At 40.4% G+C, this 23,731-nt stretch carries 21 protein-coding genes; 10 read left to right on the top strand and 11 right to left on the bottom strand.

All coding sequences use genetic code 11. From position 1 onward, the window contains the following. Positions 1-47: 47 nt before the first annotated feature. The 3 genes from H5122_RS10410 to H5122_RS10400 form a co-directional block, all read right to left on the bottom strand. Complete coding sequence (locus H5122_RS10410; protein ID WP_182681903.1) at positions 48-2,066, bottom strand: S9 family peptidase; 2,019 nt, start codon at positions 2,064-2,066, stop codon at positions 48-50. Positions 2,067-2,221: 155 nt separating this feature from the next. After that, on the bottom strand, positions 2,222-2,956 hold the full coding sequence (locus tag H5122_RS10405; protein ID WP_182681904.1) for a 5-oxoprolinase subunit PxpA: 735 nt from the start codon (positions 2,954-2,956) through the stop codon (positions 2,222-2,224). Position 2,957: 1 nt separating this feature from the next. Continuing rightward, positions 2,958-4,769 carry a glycoside hydrolase family 3 protein gene (locus H5122_RS10400; RefSeq protein WP_182681905.1) on the bottom strand — a complete coding sequence of 604 codons (1,812 nt, stop codon included), beginning with the start codon at positions 4,767-4,769 and terminating at the stop codon, positions 2,958-2,960. Between the two features lie 370 nt (positions 4,770-5,139). On the opposite strand from H5122_RS10400, the gene H5122_RS10395 reads away from it, so the two are divergent. Next, positions 5,140-6,663: a sensor domain-containing diguanylate cyclase gene (locus tag H5122_RS10395; protein WP_182682001.1), complete on the top strand. Its 1,524-nt coding sequence runs from the start codon at positions 5,140-5,142 to the stop codon at positions 6,661-6,663. Between the two features lie 51 nt (positions 6,664-6,714). On the opposite strand, the gene H5122_RS10390 is transcribed toward H5122_RS10395, so the two are convergent. After that, positions 6,715-7,326, bottom strand: coding sequence for a substrate-binding domain-containing protein (locus H5122_RS10390; RefSeq protein ID WP_310736070.1), 612 nt, complete (start codon positions 7,324-7,326; stop codon positions 6,715-6,717). On the opposite strand from H5122_RS10390, the gene H5122_RS10385 reads away from it, so the two are divergent. Beyond that, complete coding sequence (locus tag H5122_RS10385) at positions 7,318-7,989, top strand: hypothetical protein (RefSeq protein ID WP_182681906.1); 672 nt, start codon at positions 7,318-7,320, stop codon at positions 7,987-7,989. The genes H5122_RS10390 and H5122_RS10385 overlap by 9 nt on opposite strands. Positions 7,990-8,250: 261 nt before the next feature. Here H5122_RS10385 and H5122_RS10380 read toward each other — a convergent pair whose 3' ends face one another. Beyond that, positions 8,251-10,332: a TonB-dependent hemoglobin/transferrin/lactoferrin family receptor gene (locus H5122_RS10380; protein WP_182681907.1), complete on the bottom strand. Its 2,082-nt coding sequence runs from the start codon at positions 10,330-10,332 to the stop codon at positions 8,251-8,253. A 139-nt stretch (positions 10,333-10,471) separates the two neighbouring features. Here H5122_RS10380 and H5122_RS10375 point away from each other — a divergent pair, with 139 nt between their 5' ends. Genes H5122_RS10375 through H5122_RS10360 form a run of 4 tightly spaced genes read left to right on the top strand, consistent with a single transcriptional unit; the run spans position 10,472 to position 13,831 of the window. Further along, the gene (locus tag H5122_RS10375; protein WP_182681908.1) at positions 10,472-11,281 is read left to right on the top strand and encodes a hemin ABC transporter substrate-binding protein; all 810 of its coding nucleotides are present in this window, start codon (positions 10,472-10,474) and stop codon (positions 11,279-11,281) included. Next, positions 11,278-12,330: an iron ABC transporter permease gene (locus H5122_RS10370; protein WP_182681909.1), complete on the top strand. Its 1,053-nt coding sequence runs from the start codon at positions 11,278-11,280 to the stop codon at positions 12,328-12,330. The genes H5122_RS10375 and H5122_RS10370 overlap by 4 nt, the downstream gene beginning before the upstream one ends. Further along, positions 12,327-13,115, top strand: a complete 789-nt coding sequence (locus H5122_RS10365) for a heme ABC transporter ATP-binding protein (RefSeq protein WP_182681910.1) — start codon at positions 12,327-12,329, stop codon at positions 13,113-13,115. Before H5122_RS10370 ends, H5122_RS10365 begins: the two co-directional genes overlap by 4 nt. Then, positions 13,112-13,831, top strand: a complete 720-nt coding sequence (locus H5122_RS10360) for a HugZ family protein (protein WP_182681911.1) — start codon at positions 13,112-13,114, stop codon at positions 13,829-13,831. The genes H5122_RS10365 and H5122_RS10360 overlap by 4 nt, the downstream gene beginning before the upstream one ends. 66 nt (positions 13,832-13,897) lie before the next feature. Here the strand turns inward: H5122_RS10360 and H5122_RS10355 are convergent, their stop codons facing one another. Beyond that, positions 13,898-14,839 (bottom strand): ChaN family lipoprotein, encoded by a 942-nt coding sequence (locus H5122_RS10355; protein WP_182681912.1) that lies wholly within the window; start codon positions 14,837-14,839, stop codon positions 13,898-13,900. 315 nt (positions 14,840-15,154) lie between these two features. Between H5122_RS10355 and H5122_RS10350 the strand changes: the two genes are divergently transcribed. The 3 genes from H5122_RS10350 to H5122_RS10340 all read left to right on the top strand — a co-directional run bounded on the left by H5122_RS10350 (position 15,155) and on the right by H5122_RS10340 (position 17,425). Further along, complete coding sequence (locus H5122_RS10350) at positions 15,155-15,853, top strand: AHH domain-containing protein (RefSeq protein ID WP_182681913.1); 699 nt, start codon at positions 15,155-15,157, stop codon at positions 15,851-15,853. Then, positions 15,850-16,437 (top strand): imm11 family protein, encoded by a 588-nt coding sequence (locus tag H5122_RS10345; protein WP_182681914.1) that lies wholly within the window; start codon positions 15,850-15,852, stop codon positions 16,435-16,437. The genes H5122_RS10350 and H5122_RS10345 overlap by 4 nt, the downstream gene beginning before the upstream one ends. 481 nt (positions 16,438-16,918) lie before the next feature. After that, positions 16,919-17,425 carry a hypothetical protein gene (locus tag H5122_RS10340; RefSeq protein WP_182681915.1) on the top strand — a complete coding sequence of 169 codons (507 nt, stop codon included), beginning with the start codon at positions 16,919-16,921 and terminating at the stop codon, positions 17,423-17,425. 107 nt (positions 17,426-17,532) lie between these two features. Here the strand turns inward: H5122_RS10340 and H5122_RS10335 are convergent, their stop codons facing one another. Further along, complete coding sequence (locus H5122_RS10335; RefSeq protein WP_182681916.1) at positions 17,533-17,976, bottom strand: GNAT family N-acetyltransferase; 444 nt, start codon at positions 17,974-17,976, stop codon at positions 17,533-17,535. 199 nt (positions 17,977-18,175) lie between these two features. Further along, complete coding sequence (locus H5122_RS10330) at positions 18,176-18,676, bottom strand: lactoylglutathione lyase family protein (RefSeq protein WP_007583656.1); 501 nt, start codon at positions 18,674-18,676, stop codon at positions 18,176-18,178. A gap of 114 nt (positions 18,677-18,790) precedes the next feature. Here H5122_RS10330 and H5122_RS10325 point away from each other — a divergent pair, with 114 nt between their 5' ends. Continuing rightward, entirely contained in the window at positions 18,791-19,657 is an 867-nt protein-coding gene (locus H5122_RS10325) for a LysR family transcriptional regulator (RefSeq protein WP_182681917.1), read from the top strand. Between the two features lie 37 nt (positions 19,658-19,694). Here the strand turns inward: H5122_RS10325 and H5122_RS10320 are convergent, their stop codons facing one another. Genes H5122_RS10320 through H5122_RS10310 form a run of 3 tightly spaced genes read right to left on the bottom strand, consistent with a single transcriptional unit; the run spans position 19,695 to position 23,725 of the window. Further along, positions 19,695-20,774 (bottom strand): heparan-alpha-glucosaminide N-acetyltransferase domain-containing protein, encoded by a 1,080-nt coding sequence (locus H5122_RS10320; RefSeq protein ID WP_182681918.1) that lies wholly within the window; start codon positions 20,772-20,774, stop codon positions 19,695-19,697. Beyond that, positions 20,758-21,396 (bottom strand): hypothetical protein, encoded by a 639-nt coding sequence (locus H5122_RS10315; RefSeq protein WP_182681919.1) that lies wholly within the window; start codon positions 21,394-21,396, stop codon positions 20,758-20,760. The genes H5122_RS10320 and H5122_RS10315 overlap by 17 nt, the downstream gene beginning before the upstream one ends. Next, complete coding sequence (locus H5122_RS10310; RefSeq protein ID WP_182681920.1) at positions 21,389-23,725, bottom strand: GNAT family N-acetyltransferase; 2,337 nt, start codon at positions 23,723-23,725, stop codon at positions 21,389-21,391. The genes H5122_RS10315 and H5122_RS10310 overlap by 8 nt, the downstream gene beginning before the upstream one ends. Positions 23,726-23,731: the final 6 nt, after the last annotated feature.

The raw sequence follows: 23,731 nt of genomic DNA, 5'->3' as shown, positions 1-23,731 counted from the left end.
TTTAAAGTGGCTTTTATTTGAGCTATAAATATTATACTAATTTTAGGTTATTTAGTGTGTTTATCAAACCACCATTGAATATAAGCAACTTTGGTCATTAAGTTTGATGGGCGAGCTGTAATACCATGCGATGCATCAGGAATTCGCACCATTGCAGTATCAACGCCTTGTAGTTTTAATGCTTGATAAAACTGTTCAGTTTCTGAAATTGGTGTTCGGTAGTCAGATTCCCCAGTGAGCAACATAGTAGGAGTTTTGACGTTTCCAACATAGCTAATAGGCGAGCGTTTCATGTAATGCTCAATGTGATCCCATGGTTTACCTGGGAACCAATAATCAGCAAAAAACGGGTAAAAATCGGCAGTTAGTACAAAACTGATCCAATTAATAACCGGTTTGGCAACTACAGCCGCAGCAAAGCGATCTGTATGACCCACAATCCATGCAGTTAATACACCGCCACCAGAGCCACCGGTTACAAACAATTTAGACTCGTCAATAAAGCCTTTCGCTATTAGCGCATCAACACCTGTCATTAAGTCGTCAAAATCGTTACTTGGGTAATTGTGATGAATAGTTTGTGCAAACTCTTTACCGTATGAATCACTACCACGTGGGTTCATGTATAAAACGACATTGCCTTTGGCTGCAAAAAGTTGAATTTCAGCGCTAAAATGTGGGCCATAATTAGCGACAGGGCCGCCGTGTATTTCTAGTATTAGCGGATATTTTTTACTGCTATCAAATTCTGGTGGGTAAGCAACCCAACCTTGGATTGGTAGCTCATCGTGACTTGATTTAATCCAAATTTCTTCCACTTTAGCCAAAGCTTTGTCGCCCAGTGCATCTGCATTAAGGGTAGTTAAACGCTGCGCTTTACCGCGTTTAATTGTTGCTATATCAGCAGGGCGCTGAGTATCGGCAAGGGTAAAGGCTACTTCGCCATCTTCGCTTACATCAAAGTCGCCACCAGAATAAGGGCGTCCAAAGGCAACGCTGCCAATTTGGGTTGTTATTATTTTACGCTTGCCACTGCGTGGTTGATAGGCGAGGGCGGTTTGACCTTTATCGGCGTAACTAAAGTACACACCTTTTGAATTGGCACTCCATTTTATTTGACCTACGCTTCTATCAAAATTTGGCGTTAAGCTAGTTGTGTTACCTGTTTTTAAATCACGAATATAAAGTTGAGCATTTTCGTAATTAGTGCGTTTATCGTCATAACCTGTGTACGCTAAGTAACGACCATCGGGCGATACTTTAGGTTGTTCATCAGGACCATTTCGATCAGTAATTTCAGTTATATTTTGCGAGGCCAAATCGAGTTTATAAATTTCACTATTTGTGGGTTTTAGCTGGTTGTTTGTGTGCCTGTTCGCAGAAAAATAAAGTGATTTACCGTCTTTACTAAAGCTTACATCGCCCGCGTTATCAAATTCATCATCAGTGAGTTGTTTAGCATTACCTCCGTTAGCATCTATGGAAAATAATTGGCTAAAACCTTTTTGTGTGTAACCGCCACCATCTGAACGGTAATACACATCATCAATAAATTTGGCGGGCTCTGCCCAGGTTGCGCCTTTTGGTTTACCTGGTAAGCTCACTGGCGCTGAATTAGCGCTTGGAACAAACATGCTAAATATTAATTGGTTAGAATCAGGGCTCCATGTAATCGAACGTGGACTACTCGTTAAGTTACTAATTTTTGCCATAGCACCTGTTTTAAGCCATTTAATATATATTTGGCTGCTGCCATCGCGGGTTGATATAAACGCAAGGCGTTGACCATCAGGAGAGAGTACTGGCGAATAATCCATATGTACGCCAGAGGTTAGCGGCTGCATTTGTTTGGTTTTGTAATCAACAGACCAAATATTACCAACTTTGCGATCTGTTTTTATATCCATTCGGTTACGCACAAAATAAACAGTTTTACCGTCTTCGGTTATATCTATTTGATTAGCATATTCTAAATTAAACACGTCTTGCAGTTGTAGTGTATTTGTTTCAGCGTAGGCTAAATTGCTACAGCCCAAAATGAGGCTAAGTGTTAAAAGCTTTTTCATTTTTATCCCTGTTGTTACTTTTTTTAATTTGCTAAGTAGTTATATGTTAGGGATTATTAAATTAACAGTAGGATGCGATGAAGCTCTTATTTAAATCTATGAGTTAAAGCTGTAAAGGGGGTTTACAGCTTCTATTTGTGGTTGTATAAAAGTGTTTAGTTAGCTGAGTTACACAGGGCTTTTATGTCTTTTATAAGCGCTATGCCATCAGCATTGTCGCCATGTACGCATAAGCTATGGGCGTTGAGCGTTAGTTTTTTTCCAGTTTGTGTTGTCACGCTGCCATCGGATAAAAGCTGAGTTACTTGTTTTAGTAATGCAGCTTTGTTGTGAACGCTACCCTCAAGTGTTCGTGACACTAAATGCCCGTCGTCGGTGTACTGCCTATCGGCAAATGCCTCAAGTATTAGATCAACTCCTGAATCTTTAGCTATTTGAATGTGCTTATTGGCATTTTTAGTCGCTAAAATCATTAGCTTTAAATCTATTGGGTAGCTGGCGATTGCATTTATAACGGTTTGTAATATTTGATCATTTGCCATCATGTCGTTATAAAGTGCGCCGTGGGGTTTTACATAGCTAAGTGTTAAACCTTGTACTTTTGCCATCCCCTCAATAGCGGCTATTTGATAGTGCAGGCAATTTGTAAGCTCTTTTTCGCTAAGTACCATTGAGCGTCTACCAAAGCCCTGCTTGTCTGGGTAGCTTGGGTGAGCACCAATTTGTACGTTATGTTGTTTGGCAAGTACAAGAGTGTTTGCCATTACGTCGGCGTCACCTGCATGAAACCCACACGCAATGTTAGCCATATCAATATGTGGCATAACGTCATCGTCTAGCCCCATTTTCCACGCGCCAAAGCTTTCGCCTAAGTCACAATTGAGCTTCATATTAGTGCACCTTTTGCGGTTTTATTGTGACAGGTAATACGCCGTTAGCCGGTGCTTCTCCTAGTAACACTTTTGCAAGTGCGGTAAAAGCAGGACCAGACACAATATCGTTTTTATCTATATCAATATTATATGCATACGATGCAAGTACGGCATTTGCATAATCGCCAAATTTAGCAATGTCATAAGGTGCTCTTAGGCTTATAAATACAGTGCTTTTATTACTCTGCTTTGCCACTTTTAATAATGACTCAAGTGCTTTTGGCTGCTCTGCATTATTAAGTGCAAAATTTGAATCATCTATTAAATCATCCATACCGCCAATTTCGACCGCACTTTGATTAGGCGTTGCATTACCGGCGATAACTACATCAGCAGCCTGTATTTGTGCTTTTGCATGTGCTGGATTAAACCCTTGTAAACTACTACAGCTATAGTTAATTTTCTGCTGGCTGATAGCTTCAATTGCTTGCTGCATTGCCATACATTTACGCGTGTCGGGCATAATAATATGAATATTACTTCCTGCTTTTAAATTAAGCGGCAAAGTACTGTTATTATTTTTAACCTGCGTTATTGCCTCTACAGCAAGCTGCGCTTCTATTTCGCGATGTGCTGCACTGCCAATTGTTTGCTTTGCATTTATGAGCGCGGTAATAGGGTCAAAATTAGTGCTTAATCTAAATTTATTTTTAAGTGTAATTATACGCTGTGCCGATTGTGCTATTTCTTGCTCATCAAGTTGGTTTGATTTAACCGCTGCAACAAGATCTTTAATAAGATCATCGAGTTTATTTAAATCATCTGGTGTTCTAATTTCAATAGGCATTAGGGCAATGTCAGCTCCAGCGGCAAATGTATTTATTACCGCTTGAGTTGGCGTGAAGAAGTTACTAATACCAGCCATATCAAGCGCATCAGTTACTACAACTCCTTGGTAATTAAGCTCGCCACGTAAAATGTCAGTAATGATTGCGCGCGACATTGTTGCCGGTTTTATCATCGTTTTGCCATTAACACTTATAAACGTTGTGCTATCGAGCGCGGGATATTGAATATGCGCCGTCATTATCATACCTGGGTTTTGCTTGGCGATAATGTGTTTAAACGGTGCTAGGTCTTGCTCGTAAATAACTTCTTTTGCATGGTTTACTTTAGGCAAGCCTGTATGGCTATCTACGTTTGTATCGCCGTGACCCGGAAAGTGCTTTAACGAGGTAATCACGCCATTGCTTTCAAATCCTGCAACCTGTGCGGCGCCCAATTTACTCACTAATGCTGGGTTTTCACCGAACGATCGTACGTTAATAACTGGGTTGTCGGGATTCATGTTTACATCAACCGTGGGCGCGTAGTTTACATTTATACCCAGCGAATTTAGCTCTTTAGCTATTACTGTTGCTGTTTTTGTAGCAAAGCTTATACCGTGTTTTTTGTAGGTTGCGCCAATCGACATATTGCCGGTAAATGAGGTGGCAACATCGCGTGGTAAACGCGCTACACGTCCGCCTTCTTGATCTATTGATATAAATAGCGGCAGCTTACTACTAGACTTACTTGCTGCCGACTGCAATTGGCTATTAAGCGTAATTGTTTGCTCTATCGATTGAGTGTTTTCAGAAAATAAAATTACCCCACCAATATCGTATTTTGCAATAGCGGTAGCGAGTTCATTAGGTAACTCGGTCATTGGAGTTCGGCATTTATTACTTACTCCTTGCTGGCAGAAGTAACGAAAGTCGAGTATTAGCTTTTGCCCAAGTTGTTGTTCAAGAGAAAGCACGGGTTTAGCAAGCGAGGATTGTAATGGCATTAAGCACCCAGATAAAAAAACGATAGACGATACAATACACTTATTTAGCAAAACACACTCCAAAGCTAAAAAGTAGATAAGTGTAAGCAGCTTAACTACTTTTTGAGGTAACTGCAAAAGAATGATTTTTTGCAGAGGAACCAATAACGTATTGTAAAAGTTAAAGAAAATTTATAATTTTGCTATTAGCGAAAAGTTATATTTAGTTATATTTTTTATGGCTTTGTTAATATTAGATAATAAATTTTCAAGAGGGTATAATTGCGGGCTTTATATACAATTATAGGTTCGGGTACTGAATACCTGTACTTAGGATGGCATACGTTTGCGAAAAAAATTATTAACGGCTTTAAATCTTCGATTTCTGATTTTGCTTTTAGCTATTACGGCTTCTATTAGTACTTTAGTAAGTAGCTTTTATTCTACCTACCAAGTACAAAAGGAGCAGTTAACGGCTTACACGCTAAAAAGTAACTATGCTTATGCCAATAAACTGGCATCAGCAACAGATAATTTTTTAGAATCCGCAATGCAACAACTGGCCTATTCAGCTAAAAAAATAGAGCAAAGAGTTGATGATGAAGATTTATTAAACCAAGAAGCGACCCGCTTACACTTACAAACGAATAGCTTTAACTCGGTTGTAATTAATAAGCATAGTGTTGTTGTCGCAACTTCTCCTAAATTTCCGCAACTTATTGGTGAATCAATCCACTCACCTGGCGCTGTACAAGCGCTACAAAAAAAAAGACCATTAATCAGCGCGCCTTATATGTCGGCTGCTGGGAACTTTATTGTTTTTATTTCTCATCCTTTGTTTGATCAAAGTGGAGATTACCTTGGTTATATTGGTGGCTCCCTTTATCTAAAGGAGCGTAATATTTTAAATAGCTTGTTAGAGCAGCATTATTATGAGGGTGGAACATATATTTATGTGGTCGATGCCAGTAGGCGAATTCTCTATCACCCAGATCAGGCACTAATAGGGACAGTCGTCACAAATAATTCAATCACTAATAATATGATTACAGGCCAAAGCGGTACTTCTATTGTTAAAAATAGCCAAGAGATAGAAATGCTAGCAGGCTTTTCCTCCGTGCCTAAAGCAAAATGGGTAATTGTCGCTCAGCGCCCTGTAAGAGCAACGCTTTCGTCACTTGATTTACTCATAACTGAAGTAATAAAACGTACATTACCGATGGCTGTTATTACGTTTCTTTTAATCGGTTTTTTTGCTCACTTTATTTCCAGGCCTTTAAAACAACTAGCAGACAAAGCAAATACACTTGACGATCCAACAAGTATTGAAGAGCTAAAAAGTGTTAAATCTTGGTACTTTGAAAGCCAAAGACTAAAAATTGCAATGCTCAATGGAGTTAATACTTTGCAAATGCAGATAGGTCAGCTTCGTCATGATGCGCAAACAGATCCCCTAACTGATACTCATAACCGTAGGAGTTTAAACGGTTTATTAAACCAATTGATGTTTAAGCAAACTCCATTTGCTATTTTAGAAATAGACATCGATTTCTTTAAGCGAGTTAATGATACCTTTGGCCATGATAAAGGAGATGAAGCTCTTAAATCGCTTACTGATATTATCAAAAAATTATCTCGAAAAGACGATATCGTAGCACGTATAGGTGGTGAAGAATTTGTACTTGTCTTGCCTAATGAAAACAGCCAAAGTGCGCTAAAAATAGCAGAGCGACTACGTGAAACTGTTGAGTCTACAAATATGGAAACTATCGGCTTTATAACAATTTCTATTGGGATTGCAACTTGGCCTGAGCACAGTAACGACATAGACCAAGTTTACAAGTGTGCTGACAAAGCACTTTACCATGCAAAAGAACATGGCCGTAATCAGTGCATTGTTGCTGATATTAGCTAACCACTGCTTAGCTAAGTAATACTTTGCATTGAACTTAAATTGATAAATTATCTACAAAGAGTGCATGAGTTTATTAAGCCAGCCATCAGCTTTTGATGGTTTGTAAATCATTACTATGTCTTCGCTGTAGCGACTGTTAACCCCCTTTACAGTTAATTTTTTAAGACCTAAATCATCAATCACGAAATTTGGTAAATATGCCAACGCCAAGCCACTTTGTACCACCTCTATTAATGTGCTGTAATCGCTACATCTAAATACAATATTGCGCGGGGCTATTTCATCTTGCCAGCCGTCGGAGCCAATACCTTGTTCAAGGCCGCACAGTGGTGAAAACAACGGGCATGCAAAAGACAGCTGTAGTAATTGGTTTTTATTGAGTGTTAAAGAGCCTTTTTGTACTAGCTGATGTGAAGGAGACGCAGCTACACTAAACTCAGTATTAAATACGTCAACCGCCACTAAATTAGTATGTGAGCTGTTGCTTAATGCCTCGCGAGTAACTAGCGCAATATGCGCCGAACCTGATGCAACTTGGCTTATGGCTTCACCTTCAAATACATTATTAATACGCACAGAGCAAGGCAGGTTGCTAAGAGGTGTAAGCAGCTTTTTAACGCCACTTTTGAGTAAAATGGCAGGGCCTGCAATAACATGAAACACATACTGCTATTTTTTATTTTATTATCGAGTGCAGCGCACGCAAATACACCTCAACACAATTCACACAAAACCCACAGCTATAATGGCTTCCATGGTATGGCGCTTATTTTAGCCGGCGATAAAGTACTTGCCAGCCACATGCCTTTATACGCCCCTCCACACAACTACCAAATAGTGTATGAAGTAACCACGGATGACACCCATTTAAAAACAATCAAAAATATTTTAAATAAAGCAGCAGACGAGCAAGAACAGATCACTATTTTACCAACCAAATTTGACCTAAATTTATTAATAAATAAAAAGACACCCACCTTAAATGTAACTGTATTTAACGACCATTTTGAACGCGGTGGCAACGCACTTTTTACTACAAAGCTAACCTTTAAAAACCCGCTATATGTTGAAAAAATAACGACTAATCAAGCACAAAAAAATGTGTTTGCATTAATAAAGCTAACAGAGCAGCAAGGTTTAGTAATTCATAAAATACAAAGCAAGCCAAGCTATGACTCGTTAAGCTTAGTACCGCTTACTATGAGTAAATATAACGGAAAATTGAAGTGTGATGCTTCGATAAGCACTGCGCTTAAAAGCAAACTAGAGGCATGTTTTAAAACCGTACCAAGCTATTTAGAAACAAAAGACTTTGCAGTTAATTAATTTATAAAACCAGTGATTTTGGCTTTAAATCGCTGGTTTTATAAAGTGTTGCTTTGTTTTTAGTAAATTTTAAGATGAAATTTTGAGATGACACCCACCGTTAATTTTGTACTTTAGCCATAATGAATTAGGTGGTGCACTTCCAATTAGAATCTAGGAATCAATAAATAAAAAATTAGGTTGGTGTCATCTTAAAAATAAACTCAACAAACGCTGCAGCTTCATGCAGCGTTTGTTGCTATTTAATTTTCTAGGAGCTAATTAAAACTCATAGCTTATTTTGGCTGAAAAGTTACGCCCAGGTTGGGTGTATTGGCTAAAATCAGCAGCTTGTGATTGACCTGCAATCAACTCAAAAGGTACATATTCTTTATCGAGCAAGTTAAGTACACCTACATTTAGCTGCCACGCTTGCCATTCGTAGTTTGCGTATAAATCAACAACGCCGTAGCCATGTCCTTGCGTAGTTTTATTACCGTTTGTATCAAGTACTACATCCGATTGCGATTTAGCCAAACGCAACGCGGCGGTCCAGTTAATATTACCCTGTTCTGTACTTAACAATACTGAGCCATTTAACGGGCTAATGCTGGTAAGTGGCTGATCGGTTTCTTTATTTTCACCATCAACGTAAGCCACGTTTGCCTCTAGTAGTATATTTTCAGCTACATACATGGCAATTCCGGCTTCCACACCGCTTATTTGTGTTTCGCTAATATTTTGGTACTGATACAGCGTTTTGTTTACGCCAGGAATGTACGTTGGCTCAACACCCACTACGGCGGTTTCTATAAAGTCATCGTATGCTGCATAAAAAGCACTTAAATTTACGCTAATATCGCTGCTGGCGTATCTTAGCCCAAGCTCAAAAGAATCACTGCTTTCAGGGTCTAAATCGGCGTTTGGTAATATTTGATAAAACGGTTCAACGCCGTGGCTTTGATAGGCTTGGTCGTGTGGTGGTATTTTAAAGCCTCGTACGTATTGCCCGTACAACGACAAGTTATCATCCACTTGGTATATAGCACCTAGCTTAGGCGAAAAAGCAGATTCGGTAATATCACCAAGCTGCGCATCGGCGTATAGCTCATCATTTTTAGCCTCTAGGGTGTAGTAATCATATCGCATACCTGCAATAACCGACCACGCGCTGTTATTAGACGAAATACTGTCTTGTACATAAGCGCCAATTAAAGAGGTATCAGCTCCCGGGAATGCTTTTTGTTTTTGGTCTGTAAAATCAACAGTGCCATCGGCTAAAATACGGTTTTTAAAACGTGGGCGGGTGGTGTCGTATAAGTCTATATCAATCCCGTATACCACTTCATGATCGGCACTCTCTGCGTTAAACCCTTTATTAAATACCGCTTTTAAACCTAAAATATTTTGCTCAAAACGATAGTCGTTATAATCGGTGTAGGTGCTTGCGCCACTAATTTGATCGCTTTGTTGCTCGTAACTACTGTAAGACACTTGCCCATACCATTTATCAAACGCGGCGGTTGCTACTTCTGAATGGTAATCGAGCGCCAGTGACCAACTCGAGTCATCTTCTTCGGTTTCTTGAACAGCGGGGGTTATTACTTGCTCAGTTGTTTGATTAAAGTAATCAAGGGTGTATTTAAGTGTGCGTTTTTCATCAAGCTGTTGCTCAAATTTAACTAATAAAGCATCCGACTTAGCATCATAACCGGGTAAGTTTTCGTCATAGTTTTGTACTTCTTCGCTATCACGGTGGCTATACACGGCGCTTACTGCAAAGTCGCCTAAGTCTTTTGCCGCAGTAATATCGGCGGCAACTTGATTACTTTGACCTTGATACCCAAGCGCCATTTTTACAAAGCTGCTGTTATTTTTTAAATAATCACTAGGATCTTTAGTGGTTATAACCACAATGCCACCAAGTGCATCAGAGCCATATAATGACGATGCAGCACCTTTGGCTACTTCTACTTGTTTTACACCTGCTACGTCAAAATAATTACGGCCAACTAAATAGCCCCCTCCACCTGCATAACCATCGTTGGTGCGTCGGCCATCTTTTATAAATACAACCCGGTTACCACCAACACCACGTACTGTAAGTGTTTGCGCGCCTGCGCCACTGCCTGTCGTTGCAATGCTTGGGTCGTACTTAAACATGGTTTGTAAATCTACAGCTAGCTGACGCTCTATGTCTTGCTCGGTAATAACAGTGACTGAGCCTGTTACATCTTTAAGTTTTTGCTCAAAGCGCGAGCCACTTACAACAATATGATCGTCAATTATGTTTTCGGCAATGGCAGTGCCCGAGCCGAGTAGTAAGGTTGCTATAGCAGTAACTCTAAACGCAGAGGGATTCATTTTAACTCCAAATGATAATAGTTATTATTTATGGCGAAGATGTTACAACTAAGTCAAAACAAGATCAATTAATTATGATAATCATTTTCATTTAGATTTAACTAGTTATAATAGCCAAAAAATAAAACCGGAGTGTGTAATGAAATACCTATTTATATTGTTTGCTTTAATGGCCCAATCTGCACTTGCACAAGAGCGCGTTATTAGCGCTGGCGGCACCCTTACTGAAATAATTTATGCGCTAGGCAAACAAAATACCCTTGTAGCTGTTGATCAATCGAGCATGTACCCGCACCAAGCCACGCAATTACCGCAAGTGGGCTATTATCGCGATTTAGCTGCAGAAGGCGTACTTTCAATGCGTCCAACCAGCTTGTTAGCGCTTGAAGGCGCAGGGCGAAGCCAAGCACTTAAGCAAATTGAGGCAACAGGAGTTAAGCTAATTCATTATAAAAAGCCGACCTCAGTTAACGAGCTACTTGAGCTAATAAAACGCTTAGGTGACGATTTAAACGCTAAGCAAAAAGCACAAACACTTATTACGCACATTACAAAATCGTTACCTGAAAAAGCAAAAGCGCAAACACACAGCGCGCTATTTTTACTCTCAGCTAATGAGCGCGGGCTTGTTGCCGCAGGGCAAGAAACCGTCCCTAATTTATTATTTAGCTATGCAGGCATTACTAATATAGGCGCTACGCATTCAGGCTTTAAAGCAATAAATAGTGAAGTACTGGCTATAAATCAGCCCGACTTTTTAGTAGCCCCAGCCCACGTTGTACAAAGCCTTGGCGGTAAGCAGGCTTTTTGTGAGCAACCTACACTACACTTATTAAAAGCGGCGCAAACCTGTAACTTACTTGTAATGGATAGCCTACTTTCGCTTGGCATGTCGCCGCGTATAGCCACAGCAATTAATGAGCTTAACGAGTATAAAACCCGCTTATGAACACCCTAACATTGAACCGTTTTAACCCTGTAACACTTAGCCAAACCCATAAATGGATGCTATTAGCCTCTGTGTGTATTTTTGCTTTGGCGCTACTTAGCATGGGGTACGGGCCAGCAGGGTGGGATTGGCGTTTAGCCATTGCTTGGCTTGCGCCCGAGCGATTTAATCAGTTTGATGCGCTGCAAATAAATGTCGTAATGCAAATACGTTTGCCACGCTTTGTCCTTGCAGTGCTTGTAGGGTTGGTGCTTGCCCAAACAGGCGCGTCAACGCAAGCGCTGTGCCGCAACCCATTGGCCGACCCATCTATTATTGGCATTAGTGCAGGTGCGGCTATGGTTGCTGTGGCGTTTATAGCACTTAGCGCGCAGTTTAATTTTAACGCGCAGTTGTATTTACCTTATGCGTCGTTTTTAGGGGCGCTTGGTGTTACCTCGCTGGTATATTTTATTGCCAAGCAGCAAGGGCAAATTAATATCACCACACTTATATTGGTGGGGGTTGCTATTAACGCATTAGCCTTTGCGGTTATTGGGCTACTGAGCTTTTTTGCCGATGACAGTGCATTACGATTAATAAATTACTGGACCATGGGCTCATTAGGCGGAGCAAGCTGGAGCACGATTATTCAAGCTGCGCCGTTACTGTTTATCAGCCTAATTGGCCTGTGGCGGTTAAAAGAGCCCATGAACTTACTCCTTATTGGCGAGTCACAAGCTCAGTACCTAGGGGTAGACACCAACAAGCTCAAACTATATGTAATTATACTTGTTGCACTAGGAGTAGGGGCGGTTGTGGCACTTACCGGCTTAATAGGGTTTGTTGGATTGGTAGTCCCGCATATTGCCCGCTTAATGGTGGGGCCGCATTTACGTAATATGCTGCCGCTTTGTATGCTAATTGGCGTAGTGGTATTGCTACTTTCTGACTGGCTAGCACGCATTGTGATCATGCCATCAGAGCTACCCATTGGCATTATTACTGCATTATTGGGTGCGCCATTGTTTATTTATTTAATAGTGAAAAATAAGCGAGGTTGGTCATGATCACGTTTAACAATCTAAGCGTTGGCTTTGATAATCACAGCGTTTTAAACGCTATTAATGGCAGCGCCAAACAAGGGCAACTTGTAGCACTACTTGGTGAAAATGGCGCAGGTAAATCTACCTTGCTGCATACCTTAGCTGGTATGCATGCCTTTACAGGCAATGTACTTTTTAATGCTAAGCCGCTGGCTGCTCACGCTAAAAAAAGCCTAGCCACACAGCGCGCAGTAATGATGCAAGCTAACCACGTAGGGTTTGATTTTACTGTATTTGAGCTTATTGCAATGGGCCGTTACCCGTATGTAGAGTCATTAAAAATGCAAAGCGAAAAAGTACATAAATACGCCGCTATTATGGATTTAAACCAGTATTTAAATCGCCGCGTAAGTGCGCTTTCGGGCGGGGAGCAACAACGCGTACATATGGCGCGTACTTTAGCGCAGCTAAACGCTTTTACACAATCGGCCGAGCCAAAACTAATGCTGCTCGACGAGCCTACATCTGCACTTGATATGCGCCATCAACATGCTTTGCTCAGCTGCGTTAAAGCGTTTGTAGAGCAGGGTAACAGCGCCATTATTGCAATACACGATCTAAATTTGGCCAGCCTTTATGCAACCGATGCTATTTTACTGCACAACAAAAAAGTGCTGCAAAGTGGGCCTATAAACACCGTATTAACTGAACAAAACTTACAACAAATGTATGCCATGAAACTGCACGTAAACCCTCATCCTTATAACGATGCACCCATGGTTTTTTCTCAACGTCAGGAGTTTTTATGAGAGAGCAAGCTTTAAACGATGCACGCACCTTGGTTTACAAAACCAATGCCGGTGTCATGTCGACCATTTCTAATAATTTACACGGTTACCCGTTTGGCTCAGTAACCCCCTATATGTGCGACGAACAAGGCCGTGTTTACTTTTTTATTAGCGATATAGCCCAGCACACTAAAAATCTAAAGCACGACTCTCGTATGAGCCTAACTGTATATGATGCCGCCGACTACGGCGATCAAAACGAGCACGGCCGCGTAACACTCGTAGGCGATGGCTCTATTGTGACAAGTGAGCAAGCACACACTTTACTTGATAACTATATTGCCCTATACCCCGAAGCCGCTAGCTATCGCAATGCGCACGACTTTCAGTTATGGCAATTAGAAGTAGTGCGAGTGCGTTACATTGGCGGCTTTGGCAAAATATTTTGGCTTGAACAAATCGAGTGGCAGGGCGAGGCAAAAAACTGGGATGAAAGCCAACAGCAAAGCATGATTAACCATATGAATGAAGATCACCAAGATGCTATGTCGCTCATATTAATGCAGCACTACGGCGTAGCCGATAACACCCCAATAATGAGCGGCCTATTACCCACTGGTTTTTATATACAAAGCCAAAAGCGTAATTACTTTATTAATTTTAAAACCCAGTGCAACAGCCCGTTAGAGGTACGTAAAGCGCTGGTTGAGCTAACCAACCAAGCCCGAAATAACTAAACTAAATACATGACGACATAGTTAACCTGAGCCCTGGTTAAGAAATTCATCAACTATGTCGTTATTTTATAAGCAAGCTGTTTGCTCGCCTCGCTCACTTCGCTTGCCTAACGCTTTAAAAGCCGCTTGTTGATGCGCTTTTTGCACATAACGAGGTGGCAAAGGGTTAACCTGCAATTGGTACCCACTTTGATTAGCTTGCACACTTGTTACCGGCGATATCCACACAACATTTAACTCTGGTGCTAAACGCTTAATAACACGCGCTATACCTTCGCCATTTTTTACATGAAAATCGCCCGCTATATGCATTACTTGCGCATCTTTATGATTATTTAAATAGTTAACGATAGACTCCGCCATGGTTTCATCCCAGGTAACTTGCGCAGCATAATAATTCTCGTTTTGACTCGGCGAGCCGTGGTGCATTGATGCCATAAAGCGTTGTTTATAATCACTGGGGGACGTATCAATAGCGGCTGCAATATAGCTCTGCTGTGTTTCATCAAGTTTATTTAGGTAGCTTATGCCTTGCCTGCCAATACAGGTGACTATATTTTTAGGGGCATTGGCAGCGATTACATCGCTATTGTTCGCTTTAGCCAGCTCTACCAACGCACGGTAATCACTTTTGTAGTTAGGCCACGCTTGGGTGTTATCAATTAAGTACTGCTCGCCAATTTCACCTTTAACATACTGGTTTAAAATAGGCTGATCGGCGCGGCTAAACTGCTCAAGCGACAGGGCAGTGCGTTTATTGACTCTACTTAATTGCTCAAATAACTCAGCCTGAAATAAATGCACACCCGGGTGCGTATGCCATTCACCTACTAAAACCACATCGGCATTTAATAGCGTGGGCTCTAATAATAAAGAGCTAACAGGCTTTGCTTGTGCATTATAAAGCGCAGTGTAATAAAGCGATGAGCTTTTATCAGGCGGCACAGTTGTTGTGCTACAACCACTCAAACCCGTAACTAACGCCAGAGTTAAGATAGACTTTTTCATACACACCTTCAAAACCTTTTAATGCAAATAATTATCAATATCATATATTTATAAAACCTATTAAGCCAGCCAAAAACAGTAAAAAATAAATAAGCAAAAACGATTAAATAACGGGTTGTAGAGTACAATTGATAGGCAGTTAGGAGAGAAGACCTGTCACTCAATCTTGTGTTGTATGAACTGAATTTTACCGCTGTGTTATTTATCGTTAGCAATAAATAACACAGCTATTAGGTGTGTAACGTTTAGAATTGCACCTCGATAATCTATTTGCTATTTTACGACCTAACAGAAGGAAAATTTAAGGATTTAAGGATGATTCAACTGCAGCGCTACCCAATGCCAGATCGACCAAGTAACCCTAGCCCTTTAGAAATGGCTATTTATAATTATGAATTACTAGCCAAAAAACACTATGACGATAAGCGTCGAAAATCTGCTGCATCTAAGGAAAAGCTGCAAAGAGATTACGACCATTTGCAAAAAGAACGCAAGCGTTTAGAGCACTTGCTTATTGCCCAACAAAGCTTAGAGTCTTACCGTGCAGAAAACGAAAGCGAAGGTACCTCTATTAAAGAGCTAGCAGAAGAAGAGCATCATCCAACGGAAAAACTTGCTAAGTTTTTACGAGCTGCTGGCGAGCCAAAACCGACTTCATATCATGAGGCGCATCACATTGTATGTGGTAAGGGCCGATATAGGCAACGTCTTACATATGCCACACGTTTAAGAATGCACTCGTTTGGTATTGGTATTAATGATCCTACGAATGGGGTATGGCTAAGAAATTTTGAAAAAAACAAATCAGATGATTGGGCTACGCCTGACACTGTTTCTCATAGAAGGTTGCATCGACATAATTATGAAGTTTGGGTGTCTACTAGTTTAAGAACCAAAGTAAATAAACTTGATTTTGTAAATGCATTACGTGGCGTGAAAATAAAAATTAAAAATCATATGATGCCAGCCAGCGTTATGATCCGTAAAAATGCTAATTGGGATGGTAAATCATGAAGTTGTTCTCGTTAAAACCTGTTACTAATTCTTACGATATGGTTGAGTGGGACATACTTTCATTCTCTGAAAAAATACAACCAATGTTGCCATCTAATCAAGATGCTTGCATGTTTCTACTTGATATACATATGAATAATGACTCTTTATTAGAGTATTGGCCTCAGAGTTATGAGTTGTCTTTTTTACCTGGTTACCTAAAAGATAACTATGATATAAGTATCATGGATGGATTTATCGCTCTTAGGATGAATGCTTATGAAGCTTTAAAAGATTTACTAGCACCTCTAGGTGAGTTTATTAAAACAAAAGCTGATGGTGAGCCTATTGTAATTTTTAATTTGCGTACATTTGGACAAGAAGATGAAGCAAAATGTGAACGCGAATATTTAGATGGTTACCCTCTAGATTATACCAAGATTGCTTTCATAAATGATGATGTAAAAAATAAACCTGTTTTTAAAAGCAAGTTAACAGGTGGTTCTCGTTTGTTTTGTACTGATAAGTTTAAATCTGCTGTAGAAGATAATGGACTGACGGGTGTTTATATTGACGAAGATCTAGATAATATCTTTTCTAATTAAGTTAATTTAGATGAATAGCATCTTATTAATAGATATTGTGTAAAGCCAAAAATTACCTTTAAAAACCAACTATTTTATTTTAGTGATTTCAAAGCCCACGGGGATGTGGGTTTTTTTAACACCTGAAAAAATCAGGAACTGTATACTAATTAACTCTAACGCCTCCTCTATTGGTTGCCGTATAAAAAATTAATGACCAATTTGTAGTAGATCGCATCTCAGCTACACTTTGAAAAGAAGGTTGTAATTTTCCCTGACAGTCCTCAATGAGCGATAACCGGCCATTCAGGTGAGTCGTCATTAACTTAGTAAGAATAAGTGAAAACCTCCCCCTTTTTCACATAGTAAAATAACCTTTCCTAAGCTTAATATTTATAGATGGCAATAACTTACACTATTTGCTATTAATAGAAACTCATACAATAAGGACGTTTTCGCGCTAAAAAAGGGAAAGTGTCCTCTGATAAAGTTGTTAGCAGCCATGAAGATCCCAGCATTTTTAGTTATTTTTTTCTTCTCTATGGAAATTAGTGCGGAAAAATTTGGGAATTGGGAATATTTTATTCCTCAGAATAGCCCCTTTTCGCTCAATCCCATTGATAACGGGTTATATCTGCAATTTTTCGGAGAGGTTACTTTCAATGCTAAAATCGTCGCAACGATAAATGAAAATGGCGATGCTTATATTCTGGCGGCGATTCCACCTGACGAAATAATCCGGTTGTTGCCGTCAAGGAAAATTGGAAATATTCAGTTGCCTAAATATATTCAATTGTTAAATAACGAAGAAATGTTATCGTCTCTCAACATGATTAAATATGAAAACGCAAAAAATTCAAAAATCATTTTAGGTAGCGCAGAAGTTACAATAACTAGTTTACAAAGTGGAGCTGATTGTGGTGTCGCCAATTTTTTTGCCTTTAATAATTCAATCACCAATCTCGAGTATTACAAAAGCTATGAGGTTGTTAAAAGCCCGAGCTACTAATTTACTGTGTCGGGTGGCGCTTCGCTTATCTGACCTGCACATACACGGCTGTCAGATTTAATTTTACAACTATTATTCGTTAAAATCAGCGACCTACTTATGATGAGTTAACTACTAATTTTAATAACCGCTAACATATCGTCGTCATCCTCATCGAGGCCAACTTCTTCAAACCCAAAACTTGAATAAAAGTCTTTAGCAACAGGGTTTAGCGGGTTGTAACAAATCTCGATTTGTTCAAGCTTAGAAGTTGTTTTAATCTCTTCAATAGCCATATTGAGGGCTTTGCGCCCAATGCCTTTATTTTGATGAGTTTGATCTACCATAAAGCGCCAAATAGAAACCTTTGCAGGGGTTTCTTGTACCCACATAAAAAAGCCTACTGGTACACCATTTAAGTAAATAGCTTTACAGTTATACCCGCTATTATAGTGCGCCTCAACTAACGACCACATATTACACGCTACGTATTCTTCTTGCGTTTTAGTAACATCCAATTCGCATATGGCTTCGTAGTTATCGGCGGTGATATCTTCCAATGACAGCTTCATATTTTTCCTTCAGTACAACTTTGTGTAATTAGTAAGCTATCAGTGTATGTACCTATAATCAAACAAATGAAGAGATTGATTTTTATACACCCTATATTAGCCAATATTAATAATCTACAAATCTATTTAACACAAAAAGGCCGCAGTAAATAAATACTGCGGCCTTTGCTTTTAGCTAAGTGCTTTAAACTAGGTACGTTTAGTAAGCGCCTGCGCTGTAAATAAGCTCGTAGCTGTGGCTGTAAATCTCAAGGATGTTACCAAACGGGTCTTCCATGTAGATCATGCGGTACGGCTTTTCACCCGGGTAGTAATAACGAGGGGCTTGCATACGTTTTTTACCGCCAGCTTCTACAATACGCTCAGCTAAACCTTCTACATCAGGGTCTTGAACACAAAAATGAAAGATGCCTGTTTTCCAGTATTCAAAATTGTCTTTTGGGTTTTCTTGATTTTTAAATTCGAAAATTTCGACACCAATACGATCCCCTGTAGATAGGTGCGCTATTTTGAATTTTTCCCACTTTTCGCCAAATACTTCTGTGCACATTTCGCCAATTGGGCTTTTATCTTCGGTAATTAAAGTGGGTTCCATTATGGTGTACCAGCCCATCACCTTAGTGTAAAACTCGACTGCTTTTTCAACGTCGGGAACCGAAATACCAATGTGCGAAAAACTACGTGGATATGTATGACTCATAATGCTTCCTCTTTAACTTGTGACTTATCTTGTGGCTAGTTGATGGAGTTAGTTTACGAATTGAACAATATTAAGTAAAATTATCATTAATCATCATTTTGAGTACGTTTTGTAATGATAAATCCAACATGGTTAAACACGTTTTGTACTTTGGTTGAGGTAAATCATTTTACCCAAACCGCCGAGCGTCTTTTTATGACCCAATCGGGCGTAAGTCAGCACATTAAAAAGCTAGAGCAGCAAGTAAACTGCGCGCTATTAGAGCGCCACGGCAAACAATTTACCCTTACCGTACATGGGCAAAACTTGTATCAACAAGGCAGCTTGTTATTAAAGGAATGGCAATTTTTAGAACAACAATTAAAAGATGATTCGCCTTACAGCGGCTTGGTAAAAATACAATCGCCTGGTAGTTGTGGGCTACAATTTTATAGCCAATTATTAGCGCTGCAGGCAAAGCATACCGAGCTTAATATTGATTATCGCTTTGCCCCCAATACAAGTGTAGAGCAAGCTGTGGCAAACCACAGTGCCGACATAGGCTTTTTAACTCAAGCTCCGACGCTTAGCGAAGTTACCAGCCACAAAATTGGTAAAGAAGCCTTATTATTAGTAACACCCGCACATATTAAAACCCCAACGTGGGAGGTTTTATGTGAGCTTGGCTTTATTGGCCACCCCGATGCAAAACACCACGCGCAGCTATTACTGAGCGAAAACTACAGTGAGTTTGAACATGTTGATCAAATTAAACGCACGGGATTTTCTAACCAGATAAGTTTAATACTGGAGCCGGTAAGTTTAGGGCTAGGTTTTACCGTTTTACCTGCGTATGCCGTTAGCGCATTTAATAAACCTGCGCTTATTAAAACGCACCACTTAGCTAATCCGATTAGCGAAAATATTTATGTGTGCCATCACCGAAATAGGCCAATGACAAAGCGCATGAATACAGTAATTGAAGCAATAAAGGCAGGCTAGGGCGCGTGTAACTGCGCCCGTAAAGCCCCTTTACAGTTTATGCTGCACGTTTAGGTTTTTGCTTAAAACCATGTAGGGTGAGCTTTATTTGCAAATACATTTTGTGTACTGCAAAAGTGAGTAAACTCATAAGCGCCATTAGGCACAACGTTGGTACAAGCAACTGCGTATGATAACCAAACACACCCATAAGCCAGCAAATTAGCACCCATTGAATAACATACAAAGCAGTTACATGTTTGCTCGCATACAAAAGAGCGCGGGTAATAGGGCCGTTGAATTTATTTGCAATGGCGTACTCTATAAAAGCTAAAGCACATAAATTTAAGCCAATTAAATAAATAATACCACCGCCATTTAAGTGAAAAAAGTTACCAAACTGGCCTTTAAAATCAATAAATAACCATGCTGAACCAATAACTAGTAACGCAGCCCCTAACTTTGCGCACACGCTAAATAAGTACGCTGCATTATGCTGGCTACTTATGTATAAACGCCCAAGCACGTAGCCCGTTAATATAGCGCTTATCCACGGAAATACCGGAAAATAAACTTGGTAGTTATTAGCAAAAAACAAATCGCTAATATAAGGCGAAAGCGCAAACTGCTGCCCCCTTACAAACTGGCTTACAAGTGCAATTGCAATAGCAAAGAATGCAATCCATGTGGTTTTCCAGCGGGCAATATTAAGTGCCCCAAACAGCACTAAGCTCACCCCAGCAAGTTGTAAAATATCACCTGTGAGCACCATAAATTGTAATTGCCCAGCACTCAATGGGCTTTGCCAACCATACGCATTTATAAATGCCTCAGGCATGGTATTAAATACCTCAATGGGTAGCCAAAACTTTGCCGCATTCATTAAATATGCAAGTAGTAAAAGCTGTATGCCGCGCTTAATTAATAACATGGGTGTTTGCCTACGCGAAAGTGCCATAGATAGCCCCATTGCCACTAAAAACGAGGCGGTGCCTTTACCAAGTATATGAATAACAGCGCCGAATAGGCTTTCACTTTGAAGCGCTGTGCTTGAGTACATCCATAACGTGTGGACTAAAATCATAATAAAAACGCTCGCACCTCGGGCAAGGTCAATCGTTTTAAGGCGTGTGTTCATTGGTTTTAATATCCTTTTTTGGGCAGGTTTGGCATTTGTTATAACCTGCTAAATAATAACGACAGCACGTTAAGCGCTTAAGCGTTAATTTAAATGAGGTGTTTAAATTAAAGTGATTACTGATTAACTTATGCAGCTGTTGATGGCAATGTGTAATGTGCTCAGCACTTGCTAAATTTAAGCTATGAGCGCGCTCAAATGCGCTGTTAAGCGTGTCGGTTAACAACCGGCCTTGCTCTTTTTTACCCAGCGCATAATCGTTATTTATCCACTTACCTACACTGCTTACAAATTCAATAAGTGCATTATTTTGCTCAGTTTTGCTTAATAAAGGCGCGCCTGTGAGGCTAAACCCTCGGCTATACGCGCCGCTAATTTTGAGCTGTAACTGCATTGGATTGTGCGCGTTGTGTTTGCACGTATGCCAATAACAATAGGCATAAATAGTTTGCCAACAAAGCTGCAAATATAAATGCCGGCTAATAAATTGCGTAGGCGCATGGGGGTAATGCGCCTTGCAATGATAAGCCAATACATACACCAAATTTAAGCTTGGATGAACCGCAGCAACCGGCTCATTTGGGCAAAACAAAAAGTGCGAAAGGGTGTGAGGCTTAGCCATACAGCTTTGCCGATACCGGGTTATCTAAACTTCCGGCAAACTGTAAGCTGCCTGCGGGGTCGGTTAAATCAACCATTTGCTTATTATTGCCAAGCTGTAAGCGGTTTAAGCAAGAGTGTGCAAATTCATCACTAAAAAAGTCATACTCTTTAAAGCGCTCATTTAAGGCCGGGTTTGCTTGTTGATACGCGTTTACACTTTGCGCAACGCCGTGCCAAAAATCGTGCTCGGTAATACGCTCTTCTCTTACTAAAATAGCCACTAGGTATCTAAAAAAGCAGTCAAATACATCGGTAAATATGCTCAGTAACTCAAGCTCTTTTGGCATAGTAATATGAATACGCGACACTTCCTCAGGCAAAGACTCAGTGCTATTAAGCAGCGCGACTTCTTCGCCTATGTCTTTCATGTAAGCGCCTACGGGTACTGAATTTTTAAGTTTTAAAATGAGGTTTTCGCCGTGGGGCATAAACACTAATTTATGGGCATAAAAACAATGCACTAACGGGATAAGATAGGCGTTAAAATAGCTTTGCAGCCAAGCATGTGCGCTTAAACCGCTTTTATCTATTAATGCACCTGCCATACTTTTACCGTTGTTATCTAGGTGCAGCAATGCGGCCATGGTGGTGAGCTGCTCATTATTTTGTAAATTATGGTTTGGGTTTTCGCGCCATAAACACGCAAACATTTTACGGTACGGCGTATCACCGAGTGCGCTTTGCTCAAAGGTGTGATGCACATACCCTAACGTGGCGTACTCTCTAAGTGCAGTAAAATTGCACGCGCTAAGTGTTGGGGCGTGGTTTACTTTATTAAATACCCAATCATTTATGGCCGGGGTTACCGCCATATAAGCGCGCGAAAGCCCACGCATAAAGCCCATATTTAAAATAGACAGCGCCACTTTTAAATACGGTTTATGCGGGTGCGAGCAGTTATATAACGTACGAATAGATTGCTGCGCTTGATATAAATCGTCGCCTTCACCTAAATACACTAAGCGGTTATTGGCAAATACCACACTTAATTTATGTTGGTACTGCCAAGGGTGGGCCGGCATAAATAGGTAGTCGTCAGGGTTTAGGTTTTGCGCTTTTAGCGCTTTGTTAAACGCATCACGGGTGGTTAAATCAAGCTCGCCACTAATATGGCTTGAGTAGTAACTAAAGTATTCACTGTGAGCAAAATCACATACTGTTTTGTGCGCCGCTAACCACAGCACTTTAAACGGTTTACCCACTTCTGGCGCATAGCGTAAAAAGTCGTTTTTGCTAAAGCCAATTCGACCATTATTAGCCACAAACGCAGGGTGGCCTTCGCTCATTGCAGCTTCTATTTGTTGCAGCCTTAATTTCGCAAGTTCGGCTGCGCTAAGCGTGTTGTTTTCGCGTTTATAACAGGCACTGGCAAGGGTGGCGTTAAGCTCTTCGAGGTAGGTGGCTAAACGCTCGCCAGTTAAACCCAGTGCAGGGCCTTGCACACTAAAAAAGTGCAGTACATCAAGCGCTACTTGCTCGTTGTTAAGGTTATAAAAGCATAAGCTTGGCTCGTCTATATCTATGTGGTTAAGCGCCATAGCGCGGCCATTGAATATAAAGTAACCCCCTTCAATATTGACTTTAAAACCTTGTGGGGTTTGCTCTGCAACCAATAAGCGCTCGTGTACCAGTTCGCTAATGGCTTTACTTTGTAAGTGCCTGTTTGCCCATTGCCAGTGGTCAAACTTTATATAGTCGGTGTTTATTGGCGTTTGCGCTTTGTGATGTAAATCAACATGCGTTTCAAATGCGGCTTTATTACAAAACCCAAGGTATGCGTTTTTATCACCAAGGGTAATTTGCTGGGTATGCACAAAACCTAAACGCTTATTTAAGGCATGAATTTTACTATTGGCAGTATCGGGCTCTACCACTACGCGTGCATCGGCATTATGAGTAAAAATACTGTGCAATACGCACTGCATTATTTCAAAGCTAAAATGGCGTTTTGGCTGTGTATTTGGGGCAAGTAAAATATGCATGCCGGTATCGTTTGGCAGTACCTCATAGGCGGCCGCAAGTAGCTTATCGTGCTTTGGGCTGTAAAGCTCAACAAGGGCAAGCAGCTCATTATTTTGTTCAATAACATACGCATGATGATGCGGGTTGTTTATTATATCTTGGTAGGCGCTACACATTTGCTCGGGGGCTTGTTTACTCATACCCCAAAAATGCGCATAAGGAAGAGTAAGCCACTGGCAAATAATAGGCATGTCGCTTTGCTGCAGTAACCGCATAGTTACATTACCTGTGTGCTGTAGTGTGGTTACAAAAGATGAAAAATTCATAAAAAC

It is taken from the genome of Pseudoalteromonas sp. SG43-8, from assembly GCF_014164245.1.
Taxonomy (GTDB): Bacteria; Pseudomonadota; Gammaproteobacteria; order Enterobacterales; family Alteromonadaceae; genus Pseudoalteromonas; species Pseudoalteromonas distincta.
The sequence above is the reverse complement of the archived record's forward strand: the minus strand, read 5'-3'. Positions and strand labels throughout refer to the sequence as shown.